This is a genomic window from Streptomyces sp. CNT360, from assembly GCF_000424785.1.
This window is the reverse complement of sequence record NZ_AUKO01000028.1, coordinates 78646-91924: the sequence shown is the minus strand read 5'-3', so window position 1 is coordinate 91924 and position 13279 is coordinate 78646. Positions and strand designations below refer to the sequence as shown.

Below are 13279 nucleotides of genomic sequence, written 5' to 3'. Positions count from 1 at the left end.
ACAGCCAGGTTATGCGGCCACTGCGACAGTCCCCCAGTCCAGGAGGGGACGGGCGGCGCGACTGTCGCCCAGTGTTTACCCGTACGGCGCCTCCGGTTCACCGTGGAGGGCCGAGGTGGTCGCATTTCGGGCGCACCGTGTCAGCGTGGGGGCCGCCCGGGGGCGGCCTCGGACAGCAGTGCTCACAGCCGACAACTGTGCTCGCAGCCCGCAGCCCGCAGCCCGCAGCTCAGGGCCTCGGGGCTGCGCAGCCCGGATCAGTGCGAGGGAAGGACAGCCATGCGGGACGCGTACCACGAGGAGCTGGACTCGATCGGGGACAGCCTGGTCGAGATGGCCAGGCTCGTCGGCTCCGCGGTCGGGCGCGCCACCACGGCGATGCTCGACGCGGACCTGAAGCTCGCCGAGAGCGTCATCGCCGCCGACGAGAAGGTCGACGACCTCCAGCGGGACCTGGAGACCCGGGCGATACAGCTCCTGGCCCGGCAGCAGCCGGTCGCCACCGACCTGCGGATCGTCGTCACCTCGCTGCGGATGAGCGCCGACCTGGAGCGCTCCGGCGACCTGGCCCAGCACGTGGCCAAGGTCGCCCGGCTGCGCTACCCCGAGTCCGCCGTGCCGCAGGACCTCCAGGCGACGCTGCTGGAGATGGGGCAGCTCGCGCAGCGGCTGATGGCCAAGGCCGCCGAGGTCCTCGTCACCAAGGATGTCGACCTGGCGCTCCAGCTCGAACAGGACGACGACGCGATGGACCTGCTCCACCGCACCCTCTTCCAGCATCTGATGGACGACCGCTGGAAGCACGGCATCGAGACGGCCGTCGACGTCACGCTGCTGGGCCGCTACTACGAGCGGTTCGCCGACCACGCCGTCTCGGTGGCGCGCCGCGTCGTCTACCTGGTGACCGGGGACTACGCCGACGAGATCGACCCCGCCCTGGCGGCCGCCACCGGCGGGGCGGCCGGACCCGGCGAGGCGTCGGCGGGTCCGGGCGGCACCGCCTCGTAGCCGTCCGGGTGTGCCTCCGCGCGCCCTTGATGCGCCCAGGGCGGGGCGGCGTGCAATGGGCGGGCAAGGGGAGGGCGTCACGCCCGTCCACGACAGTCCCTGCCGAGGGACGGTCCCTGCTGAGGAGGGAACGATGGCCGAGACCCCCAGGCCGCTCCACACCCCGGCCGACCAGCCACCCGCCGCCCCCCTGGGCACCCGCGAGCTGCCTCTGCTGGGGGCGTGCGGATGCGGTGCCGGCTGCGGGTGCGGCTGCCAGTCCGGCGGTGCCTGCTCGTGCGGAGGGTCCTGCGGCTGACCTGAGCCCCCACGGGACGCGAGGCGGGGTCCTGGCCGGTCCGGCAGGTCAGGGCCCCGTGCCGACAGCGGTGTCGGTCCCGTGCCCCGGGCGGCGCCACGGCAGTCGGGCCGTCAGCGTGAACGCCCCCTCCTCGGGGCCGTAGGAGAGGGTGCCGCCCTCGATCTCCAGGCGTTCCCGCAGCCCGGTCAGCCCGGCGCCGGCCCCCGGGATGCCCGTCCCGCTCCGGCCGGGCGCCAGCGGGTTGCCGACCCGTACCGTCAGCTCCTCGCCCTCTGCACCGGCGACGTGGATGTCGACCGGCTGTCCCGGCGCGTGCTTGCGCGCGTTGGTGAGCCCCTCCTGGACCGCGCGGTAGGCGGTGCGCTGGAGCTGCGGGCGCAGCGGGTAGCCCTCCGCCGTACGCTGCGGCAGCTCCCGCACCAGGCGGACGGTCTGCCCCGCGCCGCGCGCCTCGTCCACCAGCTCGCCGAGCCGGTCGAGATCCGGCTGCGGCCTGGCCCCGTCCGGCACCTCGGCCCCGGACCCGGATCCGGCCTTGAGCCCGGCCCCGGTCCCGGCAGTGGGCTCCTCCTCGTCCTCGCGCAGGACGTGCAGGACGTCGCGCAGCTCCTCCAGCGCCTGGTGGGCGTTGTCGCGGATGACGGTCGCGCTCCCGGCGATGTCCGCGTCGTCCAGCGCCGCGCCCGCACCGGCCGCGGAGCGCTGCGTGCGGTAGGCGAGCGCACCCGCGTGCACGGACAGCAGCGAGACCCGGTGCGCGAGCACGTCGTGCATCTCGCGGGCGATCGCCCGTCGCTCGGCCCGCCGTACGTCCGCCAGCCGCCGCTCGTGGTCGGCGCGGGCCCGTACCGCGTCCTCGCGCAGCTTCAGGACGAGCTGCCGTCGCACCCGGGCGAGGCTGCCCCAGGTGAAGAAGAGCAGGTAGTACGCCGCCACCAGGGCGGCAACCGTCCAGTGCTCGGCGTGCGGCGCCCCGTACAGCAGGACGTACGGGAGCGTCAGCGCCAGGTGCACCAGCAGCACGAGGGCGGCCGTGCGGGGTGCGCAGCGCAGCGCCAGATTGAAGACGATCACCGCCAGGGCGCCGACGACGGTGTCGGTGAGCGCAGCCGCCGGTACCGCCGCCAGGGCGACGCCCAGCGGCCAGCGGCGGCGCACCCACAGCGACAGGCACGCCAGCGCCCCCAGCGGCGGGTCCAGCACCACGAGCCAGTGGGGCAGGTAGGTCTTCGCCTCGGCCTGCTCGAACAGGGCCAGCCAGCAGAACACCGCCCATCCGAAGAGGACGACGTCCACCACCCAGTCCCGGGCGCTCCGCCGCACCGGGCCGCCCCGCGACGGCCCCCCGCCGACCGTCAGCTCGCCGGCTGTCAGCTCGCCGGGCAGCCACCGCCGGGCACGGTCGGAGACGGTCTGACTGGTCATCCTCCGACCCTATGCGCGGCGGCCGGCCCGCCTCCCGTCACACCTGGGGGCGGTTGCTACTTCCTGCCCTGGTTCTTGACGGCCTCGATGGCGGCCTTGGCGGCGTCCGGGTCGAGGTAGGTGCCGCCGGGGACGACCGGGTGGAAGTCGGCGTCCAGGTCGTAGGCGAGCGGGATGCCGGTGGGGATGTTGAGGCCCGCGATGTCCTCGTCGGAGATGCCGTCCAGGTGCTTGACGAGGGCGCGCAGCGAGTTGCCGTGGGCGGCGACCAGGACGGTGCGGCCGGCCAGCAGGTCCGGGATGATGCCGTCGAACCAGTAGGGCAGCATCCGCTCGACGACGTCCTTGAGGCACTCCGTGCGGGGCCGCAGCTCGCTGGGGACCCCCGCGTAGCGCGGGTCGTCGCTCTGCGAGAACTCGGCGCCGTCGGGCAGCTCCGGCGGCGGGGTGTCGTAGGAGCGGCGCCAGAGCATGAACTGCTCCTCGCCGAACTCGTCCCGGATCTGCGCCTTGTCCTTGCCCTGGAGCGCACCGTAGTGGCGCTCGTTGAGCCGCCACGAGCGGCGGACGGGAATCCACAGGCGGTCGGCGGCCTCCAGGGCGAGCTGCGCGGTGCGGATGGCGCGCTTCTGCACGGAGGTGTGCAGCACGTCGGGGAGCAGGCCGGCGTCCTTGAGCAGCTCGCCGCCGCGGACCGCCTCCTTCTCGCCCTTCTCGGTGAGGTTGACGTCCACCCAGCCGGTGAACAGGTTCTTGGCGTTCCACTCGCTCTCGCCGTGGCGGAGCAGGATCAGCTTGTACGGTGCGTCGGCCATGCCCCTGAGCCTACGCGCCGAGGGTGGGGCCGCCGCCGAGGGTGGGGGCGGGCCTCACCGGCGGGCGGCGAAGTGTGGGGTGCCGCCACATGGGGGCCGGTGGGCGGTTTCCCTACGGTGCGGCTGCATGGCTGCCCCTTCCTCCAGTTCCCCCAGTTCCTCCAGTTCCCCCAGTTCCTCGGGGACCCCCGGGTCCCGTCCGCCTTCGCCCTCGTCCCGGCCCTCCGCCCGTTCGCTGCGGCGGATCGTCGCGGCCGGCCTGGTGGGGACCACGATCGAGTGGTACGACTTCTTCCTCTACGGTTCGGCTGCCGCGCTGGTCTTCAACAAGCTCTTCTTCCCCGACTCCGACCCGCTGGTCGGCACCCTGCTGTCGTTCCTGACCTACGCGGTCGGTTTCGCGGCCCGCCCGATCGGGGCGCTCGTCTTCGGCCACTACGGGGACCGGATCGGCCGGAAGAAGCTGCTGGTCGTCAGCCTGCTGATGATGGGCGGCGCGACGTTCGCCATCGGGCTGCTGCCCACCCACGCCACGGTCGGCTCGTTCGCGCCGGTGCTGTTGACGACGCTGCGGCTGGTGCAGGGCTTCGCGCTGGGCGGCGAGTGGGGCGGCGCGGTACTGCTGGTGTCCGAGCACGGGGACGCCCGGCGGCGCGGCTTCTGGGCGTCGTGGCCGCAGACGGGTGCGCCGGCCGGCCAGCTACTGGCGACCGGGGTGCTGGCGGCGCTGACCGCGCTGCTGACCGACGGCGCGTTCGAGAGCTGGGGATGGCGGGTGCCGTTCCTGCTGTCCGGGGTGCTGGTGGTGATCGGGCTGTGGGTGCGGCTCGCGGTGGACGAGTCGCCCCTCTTCCGAGAGGCCAGGGCCCGTGCCGAGGCCCGCACGGCGCAGGCGGGCGGCGAGAAGGAGGAGCTGCCGCTGCTCGCCGTGCTGCGGCACCACTGGCGTGACGTCCTGGTCGCGATGGGCGCCCGCATGGCGGAGAACATCAGCTTCTACGTGCTGACCGCCTTCATCCTCGTCTACGTCACCGACCATCTCGACCTGTCCCAGCAGACGGGCCTGAACGCCGTGCTGGTCGCCTCCGCCGTGCACTTCTGCGTCATCCCGCTGTGGGGCGCCCTGTCCGACCGGGTGGGGCGGAGGCCCGTCTACCTGCTGGGCGCCCTGGGCGTCGGCGCGTGGATCTTCCCCTTCTTCGCGCTGCTGGACACCGGGGACTTCGGCTGGATCGTGCTCGCGGTGACGGTGGGCCTGGTGCTGCACGGGGCGATGTACGCGCCCCAGGCGGCGTTCTTCTCCGAGCTGTTCGCGACCCGGATGCGGTACTCGGGCGCCTCGATCGGGGCGCAGTTCTCGTCGGTGGCCGCGGGGGCGCCCGCCCCGATGATCGCCACGGCGCTGCTGGCGGAGTTCGACGGCCCGGCCATGGTCTCGTGCTACGTGATCGTGGCGGCGCTGCTGACGATCGTCGCCCTCGCGTGCGCGACGGAGACCCGCCACCGGGACCTGGCGGAGGTGGGCGCCGAGCAGTCCGGCGCCGCGGGCACGCCCGGTCCGCAGGACGCGGTACCGCCGCAGTCAGCCGCCGAGGGCTCCCGCCAGACGGTGGAGCCGTAGGGCGAGCTGGACCTCCAGTACGCGGTGCGGCGCCTGCCAGTCGCCGCCCAGCAGGTGGGCCACGCGCTCCAGCCGCTGGGCGACGGTATTGACGTGGACGTGCAGGACGTCCTTGGCGTGGACCGGGCTCATGCCGCAGGAGAAGTACGCGTCCATGGTGGCCACCAGCCCGGTGCCGCGCCGCTCGTCGTAGTCGAGCACGGGCCCCAGGGTGCGGCGTACGAAGCCCGCCACGTCCCGCGCGTCCGTCAGCAGCAGCCCGAGGAAGCCCAGGTCGCCGGGGGCGGCCCCGTCGCCGGCCCGGCCGAGCAGGCTGAGCGCGTCCCGGCAGCGCCGCGCCTGGGACCAGGCGGCGGCGACGGCCTCCGGACGGTGCGCGGGGGACGGTACGGGGGCGGAGGCGCCGACGGTGACCGGCCCGCCGACGGCCCGGCCCAGTTCGGCGGCGACCTGCCGGGCCGCCCCGGAGACCGCCTCCGCCTGCGCGCCCTGCGGTGCCGTCAGCGGGAGCAGCAGCACGAGGCCGCCGTCACGGGTGGCGGCCAGCCCGTGCCGGGTGGCGGCGAGGTGGCTGGCGGCCGACCAGAGGCGCTGCCGGTCCCCCTCGTCGGGGCCCGCCCCGGCGGTGCGGGCGGTGTCGAGGGGGGCGATCCCGCGCGAGCCGTCCTCGGTGGTGGGCTCCCGCGAAACCGACTCCTGCTGGTCCGGCGGCGTCTCCAGGCGGGCGGCGAGCACGGTGTGCGGGGTGTCCAGGTCGGCGCCGAGCCGTGCGGCGCGGTCCCGCAGCAGGTGGGGGTCGCGGTGGGCGGCGTCCAGCAGGTCGTCCAGCAGCTCTCCGCGGACCCGTTGCTCGGCCTCACCGGCGGAGCGGCGGGCGAGCTGGAGCAGCGAGGTGACCATCGCGGCCCGCTCCAGGGTGCGCTTGTCCACCGGGGCGAGCTCGGGGTGGCCGTGCAGCAGCAGGGCGCCCAGCGGTTCGCCGCCCGCGGTGACGGCGGCCACCCAGGTGTCGTCCTGGCGTACGGCGTGGCCGTCGCGGCGGGAGCGTTCGACGGCGGCTTCCCACCCGGGCGCCTCCCCGCGTTCGGTGAAGGCCACCCGGCCGCCGAGCACCTCGGCCAGGGCGCGGGTCACGTCGGGCACGCCGCCGCCGCGCAGCACCAGTTCGGTGAGGCGGTCGTGGACGTCGGAGGCGCGGCGGATGGTCGCGTTGACGTCGCGGAGCCCGGCCAGCGCCTGGGTGGTCTCGGTCAGCAGCCGCGTGTTGTCCAGGGCGACGGCGGCGTGCGCGGCGAACGAGCGGAGCAGCGCGATCTGTTCGGGCTCGAAGACGCGTTCGCGCCGGTCGGCGGCGTACAGCACGCCGATCACCTCGCGCCCGCCCAGCAGCAGCGGCACCCCCAGGATCGCGACCAGGCCCTCCTCGCCGACGCCGCTGTCGATGGGGTGGGTGTGCCGGAAGCGGGCGTCGCGCGGGTAGTCCTGGGTGGCGTACGGGCGGGCCGTCTGTGCCACCAGGCCGCCCAGCCCCTCGCCCATGCCGAGCCGCAGTTGCTGGAAGCGGGCCGACACCGAGCCCTCGGTGACCCGCATGTAGGTGTCACCGCGCTCGGGGTCGGTGAGCGTCATGTAGGCGACCTCGGTGGACAGCAGACGGCGGGCGCGCTGCACGATCGCCTGGAGCACGTCGTCCACGTCGCGGAGCCCGGCCAGGTCGTGCACCGTGTCGAACAGCGCGGTCAGTTCGGCCTCGCGCCGCCGTCGGCCCTCCAGCTCGGCGCGGATGCGCAGCGCCAGGTGCTTGCCGCGGGCGGCGGTGGGTCCGCTCGCTTCCGAAGCGCCGGGCGGGGCGTGCGCCGCGGGGGCGTCGTACGCCTCGGCCGGGGCGCCCCGCGACAGCAGTTCGAGGTAGCCGAGGCAGGGGTCCGGGCCCCCGCCGGTGCCGGGCGCTGCTCCCCCGGCGAGGGGGCTGTCAGGACCGTGGGGGCTCTCGGCGTGGTGCATGGGCACAGGGTCAGTGCGCTGTCCAGGCGCCGTCGAGGGGCAGGGCGGCGCCCGTGACGAAGGAGGCGGCGGGCGTGCACAGGTAGGCGACCGCCTCGGCGACCTCCTCCACCTCCAGCAGCCGCTTGAGCGCCGAGTCGGCGAGCATGACGTCGGTGACGACCCGCTCGGGCGGAATGCCGTGTGCCTGCGCCTGGTCGGCGATCTGCCGCTCCACCAGTGGCGTGCGCACATAGGCCGGGTTGACGCAGTTGGAGGTCACCCCGTGCCCGGCACCCTCCAGCGCCGTCGTCTTCGACAGCCCCTCCAGACCGTGCTTGGCCGCCACGTACGCCGCCTTGTAGGGGGAGGCCCGCAGCCCGTGCACGGAGGAGATGTGCACGATCCGGCCCCACCCCTGCGCGTACATCCGGGGCAGCGCGCCACGCGTGGTGCGGAACGGCGCCTCCAGCATGAGGGTGAGCATCGTGCGGAACGCCTCGGGCGGGAACTCCTCGACGGGCTTCACGAGTTGGGTGCCGGCCGCGTTGACGAGCACGTCGGTGCCTGCGGCGGCCTCCTCGGCGCCGTCCAGCCCGGCCGGGTCCGTCAGATCGAGGGTGTGCACGTCCACCGACGCCTGCCCGGCCCCTGCCCCGCGGGCCGCCTCCCCGGCCTCCTCGGCCAGCGCTGCCAGCCCCTCCGGGTCGCGGTCCACCGCCCGCAGACGGGCGCCCGCCGCCACGAGCCGCAGCGCGCAGGCCCGGCCGATGCCGCTGGCCGCGCCGGTGACCAGCGCGGTGCGGCCGGTCAGGTCGAGGGAGACGGACGGGGACGCGGGACGAGGGGCCGACGCGGCGGAGCCGGCTCCCTGGGAGGGTTCGCGGTGTGGCGTCATGGCCGCCAGCCTAGGTGCGGCCCCCGACCGCCCGGATGTGGAGCGCGCACATACTTCGCGGGCCGACGGCGTGCGGCGGGCACCCTCCTCGCCGCACGGGCTCAGGGGGCGCAGGGGAGCTGGGAGGGGTCAGGCCGGTCGGGTCCCGCCCGCGCGCCGGGTCACCTCGGCGGTCGCCCGGGCCACGGCACGCGCGCCCTCGTCGGACATCACGATCGAGTAGTGGTTGACGCCCTCGACCCGCCCCACGGCGACCCGTTCCGGGTGCAGCCCGCAGGTGGCCAGGTGCCCGGCGTCGTACAGCCCTCGCGGCTCGTCCAGCATGCCGCGTTCGGCCCACAGGAAGGCGGCGGGCGGCCCGGGTTCCCGCAGCGCGGTGCGCAGCGACGGCTCGACGAGCACGCCCCGGCCGTCCTCGCGTACGGCGTCCAGGACGCAGCTGCTGCGCAGTTCGGGCTCGGTGCCGACCAGGTCGCGGTCGAAGCAGGCGCGCACGTCCGCGTTCCACAGCGGCCCGACGGCGGGGTGCTGCCGGAAGAAGTCGGCGTAGCTGTCGCGGTCGGGGAAGGTCATCGACAGCCGCCGCATGGCCGGGCCGATGACCGCCTCCAACTGCGCGTCGATACGGGCTGCTTGTGCGTCGGTGCCGGCCGCCGGTGCGTCGGTGCCGGCCGTGTCGCCGGCGGGCCCGTGAACGTGGCCGTCCCCCTGGCCGTGGTCGCCACCGTCTCCGTCTGCGGCGAGCGAGCCGGGGAAGGGCAGCCCGCCGTCGACCAGCACCGTTCCGGCGACGCGGTCCGGACGGCGGGCGGCGGCCAGTGCGGCGACGAAGCCGCCCATGGAGTGCCCGATCAGCACCGCGCGGTCCTGCCCCAAGTGGTCCAGCAGAGCGAGGACGTCGGCGACGTGCGCCCGCAGCCCGTACGGGCCGGGCAGCGCCGCACTCGCGGCACGTCCGCGCAGGTCGGGGGCGTACAGCGAGGCGCCAGGGAGGGTTTCGCCGAGCGCGTCGGCCACGGCGTCGAAGGCGCGCCCGTTCGCGGTGATGCCGTGCAGAGCGATCAACGCCGGGGCGTCCGGGGCCTGGGCGGGCGCGCCCTCCCAGTCCCCCGCTGCCGATCCCGTCTGTGCGGGCCAGTAGGTGACGGCGAGGGCGCCGCCGCCGGGCGCGGGGACGGTACGGGTGGTGGCCGTACGGATGCTCACGCGGTCCTCCTGTGCGCTGTGCCCGGTGCCGGGCCCGGTGCGGGCTGCCGCGCCCTCGCGACGGTGCCGGGACGCCCGGGACGCCGGCGCAGCCGACGATGTGTCCGCCGCACACGTGCGGCCCGACTCCGGTGGCAGACAGGCACGTTCGGTGCCCGGCGGGCCGACCCTACGGTACGGAAGCGTTCCGCACACGACCTCCGCCCCATCCGGAAGGACCCCCGCGCGTATCCCTGCGCGGCGCGGCGCTCCCGTGAACCGCGCTCGCCTCCCTCACCGCCCCGGGTACCGGCACGGCGGCTGCACGGTGGACGGCATGGGCCGCGGCACGCCGGTGAAGCCCCGGGAGGGCTGCGGGCGGGCCGGCGCGTACTTCCTGGACACGGTCTGCTCGACGGCGCACATCACCGGGGACCGGGGGCCGGCGCCGGGCGCCCGCACCGATTGACGGGTCACGTCAATTCGCTGGCGACCGCACACGCCGCGTGGGAAATTTGCGTCCAAGGGTCGTGAACCTTACGGGGCACGCCGTTCGGGGGCACGTGCACACCCCCCTCACCATCGAGCTGCCGGCGGGCAGGTTTCCCAGGGGAGCGGTCATGGGCGCAGGCGCGGGTACGGGCGCGGACCCGGGAGCAGGGCGGGCGGCGCGGGCGGGACGCCGCGGTGTCGGACGAGCCGTCGCCGAGAGCATCGGCGGGCTGCCCCGCCAGTTCTGGTGGCTGTGGACCAGTACGCTCGTCAACCGGCTCGGCGCCTTCGTCGCCACCTTCCTCGCCCTCTACCTCACCACCGAGCGCGGCTACTCGGCGTCCTACGCGGGGCTGGTCGGCGCGCTCTACGGGCTCGGCGGCGTCGTCGCCTCCGTCGGCGCAGGCGTGCTCACCGACCGGCTGGGGCGGCGGCCGACGATGCTGGCCGCGCAGCTCGCGACCGCAGCCTCCGTCGCCGCCCTCGGGCTGGTGACGCACCCGGTGGCGATCGCGGCCGTCGCCGGTCTCGTCGGCCTCGCCTCCAACGCCTCGCGCCCCGCCGTCCAGGCGATGATGGCCGACGTCGTCCGCCCCGAGGACCGCGTACGGGCCTTCTCCCTCAACTACTGGGCGATCAACCTCGGCTTCGCCGTCTCCTCCACCGGCGCCGGGCTCATCGCCCGGTACAGCTACCACCTGCTGTTCTTCGGCGAGGCCGCGATGGTGCTGGCCACCGCCGTCGTCGTCTTCCTCAAGCTGCCCGAGTCCCGGCCCCGCACCCCGGACGCGCCCGCCGGGTCCGCCGACCCCGCCCGGGTCGCGGCGGTCTCCATGGGGACCGTCCTGCGGGACAGGCGCTTCATGGTCGTGGTCGCCCTCAACCTGATCCTGGCCACCGTCATCCAGCAGGCGTTCGTCTCCCTCCCCATCTCCATGGGCGAACAGGGCTTCACCAGCAGCGACTTCGGCACCGTCATCGCCCTCAACGGCGTCCTCATCGTCCTGCTCCAGCTCCCCCTCACCCGCTTCATCCAGGACCGCGACCCCGCGCGGCTGCTGATCGTCTCCGCGCTGCTGACCGGCTACGGGTTCGGACTCAACGCGTTGGCCGGGTCCGCCGCCTTCTACGCGGTGGCCGTCGCCGTCTGGACGATCGGCGAAATGATCAACGCGCCCACCCAGATGGGGCTCGTGGTCCGCCTCTCCCCCGTGCACGGCCGCGGCCGGTACCAGGGCATGTACACCCTCTCCTGGTCCGCCGCCGCACTCGGTGCCCCGCTCCTCGGCGGCACCGTCATCGACCGCTTCGGCTCCACCACCCTGTGGGTCACCTGCGCCGCTCTCGGCACCCTCGCCGCCGCCGGCTACGCCCTCCTCCTCCGACGCCTGTCCGCCGACGAGCCCGTACGGGAAGAGAGCCCGGCGCGGGAGGAGGGCACGGGGCGGCAGGAGAGCCCGGCGCGGGAGAACGGTCCGGATCAGGCCGTCGCCCCCGCGGGCGGGGCAGACCCCGCTCCCCTCGCATAGGCAGGCACCTGCCCTCGCATACACCCGCCTCACCCGGGTACGCCGGGGGATGGTGATGCCCGCGCTGGGCGCCGCTCGCACCCGGCCGAGCTGCGAAAGGCGGATATGACCCATGAGTACGACCGTGAAGCCCCCGACCGAGCAGGACCTGCGCCAGGACCTCCGGGAGGATGTCCGGCCCGACGCGCACCCGGACGGCCATCCGGCCGGCCAGGTCGACGGCCACCGGAAGAGGGCCGCCGACGAGTCGGTCGGTGAGCTGGTCAAACAGGCGTCGGAGCAGGTCTCGGTGCTCGCCCGTCAGGAGCTCCGCCTCGCGCAGGCGGAGATGCAGCAGAAGGGCAAGCGCTTCGGTCTCGGCGGCGGCATGTTCGGCGGGGCGGCCGTCTTCGGCTTCGTCGCCCTGCTGGCCGCTGCCGCCACCGGCATCGTCGCCCTCGACCTCGTCTGGCCGCTGTGGCTGGCCGCGCTCGTGGTGACCGGCGTGCTGCTGGCCGTCGCAGGCGTGCTCGCCGTCGTCGGCAAGCAGCAGATCAGCAAGGCCACGCCCGCCACACCCGAACGCGCCGTCGACAGCGTGAAGGCCGACGTGGCCGAGATCAAGGAAAGGTCGCACCGATGACAGGCCACTCCCACGGCACCGGCCACGGTGCCGCACCGACCCCCGACGAACTGCGGGCCCAGGTCGAGGAGACGCGCAAGGAGCTCGGCGAGACCGTCGAAGCCCTGGCGGCCCGCGCGGACGTGCGCGCCCAGGCACGGCAGAAGGCCGCGCACCTGAGAAGCCAGGCGACCGACACCGCCCACACGGTGCGGGCGAAGGCCCGCGGCGCGGTCGGCGGGACGAAGCAGGCCGGCCCCGGGCTGCCGCTCGCCGCCGGCGTGGTGGTGCTCGCCGCCGTCCTCCTCGCCGTGCGCAGCAGGAGGCACTGATGAACGGGGCAAAGCTCGCCTACAAGCCCGTGGGCATGGTGCTGGGCGCCGCCGGCGGTGCGCTGGCCGGGACGCTGTTCAAACAGGTGTGGAAGTTCACCGGTCACGAGGAGGACGCGCCCGACGCCAAGGACGAGGACCGTGCCTTGCGGGAGATCATCCTCGCCGCCACTTTGCAGGGCGCCATCTTCGCCGCGGTCAAGGCGGCCGTGGACCGCGGCGGTGCCACCACGGTGCGCAAGCTGACCGGCACCTGGCCCGGCTGACGGCTGCCCACGGTAGAGAGCTTCCCCTTCACGGCTGCCGCACGTCGGTGATCCCGAGGCCCCGGCCCTTCGCGGCCGCGGGCCTCGGGATCACTTGCCGGAGCCGACGGGGTCGACCTTGATCTGGCCGGTGGCGCTGTCGGTGACCGGGAGGTTGATGCTGACCGGCAGGGTCCGCGACTGGGTCTCGCCGGGCGGGGTGACCACCAGGCTGGTCATGGTCGCACCGGTGCCACCGGTGTCGTTCGGCGGATAGTGCAGGGAGAAGCGGGTCTCCTGACCGGGGGGAACGTCGACGGGGGACGGCGCGAGGTTGCTGCGTGCGGCGCTGAGGGAGCCGCCCTCGCCCTGGAGGTCGGCGCCGGGGAAGCCGTTGAGGGTGCAGGACGCGGAGCCGTTGTTCTTCATGTCCACGATGAGGGTGCCCTCGCCCATGCCGTGGGTGGTGCGGAAGCCGAGCTGGGAGGTCTTGCAGGCGCCCCCGCCGCCACCACCGCCACCGCCGGAGGAACCCGACCCCCCGTCGGAACCGCCCCCGCCGGTCGATCCCGAGCCGCCGCCGCTGCCCGAGGAGCCGCCCGCGTCGCCGCCGCTGCCCTTGTCGCCCTTCCCGCCGCCGGACTTCGCCGAGTCCGAGGGGGAGGCGGTCTTTCCTCCCGCGGACTTCCTGGGGGAGTCACCTGGTGCGGGGGCGGCCTCGCCGTTCACCTTCTTCGGCCCGGAGTCGCCTCCGTCCTGCTCGCCGCACCCGGTCAGCAGCGTCGCCATGAGCCCCACCGCGACGGCAGACCCGAGACGTATGCCCCTGCCCGCACACCGCCTC

14 protein-coding genes are annotated in these 13279 nt (G+C 74.7%); 7 read left to right on the top strand and 7 right to left on the bottom strand.

The window, feature by feature from the left end; translation table 11 throughout:
• The first annotated feature begins 279 nt into the window (after positions 1–279).
• Complete coding sequence (phoU, locus tag H297_RS0121355) at positions 280–1008, top strand: phosphate signaling complex protein PhoU (protein WP_027738717.1); 729 nt, start codon at positions 280–282, stop codon at positions 1006–1008.
• Between the two features lie 346 nt (positions 1009–1354).
• Here the strand turns inward: phoU and H297_RS0121350 are convergent, their stop codons facing one another.
• From H297_RS0121350 to H297_RS44460, 3 genes are read right to left on the bottom strand one after another with little or no spacing between them, the layout of a single operon-like run.
• The gene (locus tag H297_RS0121350) at positions 1355–2734 is read right to left on the bottom strand and encodes a sensor histidine kinase (protein ID WP_027738716.1); all 1380 of its coding nucleotides are present in this window, start codon (positions 2732–2734) and stop codon (positions 1355–1357) included.
• A gap of 56 nt (positions 2735–2790) precedes the next feature.
• Complete coding sequence (locus tag H297_RS0121345) at positions 2791–3549, bottom strand: phosphoglyceromutase (protein ID WP_027738715.1); 759 nt, start codon at positions 3547–3549, stop codon at positions 2791–2793.
• A 54-nt stretch (positions 3550–3603) separates the two neighbouring features.
• Positions 3604–3822, bottom strand: a complete 219-nt coding sequence (locus H297_RS44460) for a hypothetical protein (protein WP_486589606.1) — start codon at positions 3820–3822, stop codon at positions 3604–3606.
• On the opposite strand from H297_RS44460, the gene H297_RS0121340 reads away from it, so the two are divergent.
• Positions 3812–5170, top strand: coding sequence for an MFS transporter (locus H297_RS0121340; RefSeq protein WP_486589605.1), 1359 nt, complete (start codon positions 3812–3814; stop codon positions 5168–5170). The two genes, H297_RS44460 and H297_RS0121340, sit on opposite strands and share 11 nt — an antisense overlap.
• Here H297_RS0121340 and H297_RS37660 read toward each other — a convergent pair.
• The 3 genes from H297_RS37660 to H297_RS37655 form a co-directional block, all read right to left on the bottom strand.
• On the bottom strand, positions 5132–7174 hold the full coding sequence (locus H297_RS37660) for a GAF domain-containing protein (protein WP_078514411.1): 2043 nt from the start codon (positions 7172–7174) through the stop codon (positions 5132–5134). The genes H297_RS0121340 and H297_RS37660 overlap by 39 nt on opposite strands.
• Before the next feature lie 10 nt (positions 7175–7184).
• Positions 7185–8051 (bottom strand): 3-hydroxybutyrate dehydrogenase, encoded by an 867-nt coding sequence (locus H297_RS0121330; RefSeq protein WP_027738713.1) that lies wholly within the window; start codon positions 8049–8051, stop codon positions 7185–7187.
• A gap of 129 nt (positions 8052–8180) precedes the next feature.
• A complete protein-coding gene (locus H297_RS37655) occupies positions 8181–9257 on the bottom strand; it encodes an alpha/beta fold hydrolase (protein ID WP_051352053.1) in 1077 nt (358 codons plus the stop codon).
• 316 nt (positions 9258–9573) lie between these two features.
• Here H297_RS37655 and H297_RS44455 point away from each other — a divergent pair, with 316 nt between their 5' ends.
• The 5 genes from H297_RS44455 (at position 9574) to H297_RS0121300 (ending at position 12456) form a co-directional block, all read left to right on the top strand.
• Positions 9574–9705 (top strand): hypothetical protein, encoded by a 132-nt coding sequence (locus H297_RS44455; protein ID WP_486589604.1) that lies wholly within the window; start codon positions 9574–9576, stop codon positions 9703–9705.
• 151 nt (positions 9706–9856) lie between these two features.
• Positions 9857–11257 (top strand): MDR family MFS transporter, encoded by a 1401-nt coding sequence (locus tag H297_RS37650; protein ID WP_078514409.1) that lies wholly within the window; start codon positions 9857–9859, stop codon positions 11255–11257.
• 112 nt (positions 11258–11369) lie between these two features.
• The gene (locus H297_RS0121310; RefSeq protein ID WP_027738711.1) at positions 11370–11879 is read left to right on the top strand and encodes a phage holin family protein; all 510 of its coding nucleotides are present in this window, start codon (positions 11370–11372) and stop codon (positions 11877–11879) included.
• The gene (locus H297_RS0121305) at positions 11876–12190 is read left to right on the top strand and encodes a DUF3618 domain-containing protein (RefSeq protein WP_027738710.1); all 315 of its coding nucleotides are present in this window, start codon (positions 11876–11878) and stop codon (positions 12188–12190) included. Before H297_RS0121310 ends, H297_RS0121305 begins: the two co-directional genes overlap by 4 nt.
• A complete protein-coding gene (locus H297_RS0121300; protein WP_027738709.1) occupies positions 12190–12456 on the top strand; it encodes a DUF4235 domain-containing protein in 267 nt (88 codons plus the stop codon). The genes H297_RS0121305 and H297_RS0121300 overlap by 1 nt, the downstream gene beginning before the upstream one ends.
• Positions 12457–12546: 90 nt before the next feature.
• Here the strand turns inward: H297_RS0121300 and H297_RS0121295 are convergent, their stop codons facing one another.
• Positions 12547–13224 (bottom strand): DUF4232 domain-containing protein, encoded by a 678-nt coding sequence (locus H297_RS0121295; RefSeq protein WP_078514407.1) that lies wholly within the window; start codon positions 13222–13224, stop codon positions 12547–12549.
• Positions 13225–13279: the final 55 nt, after the last annotated feature.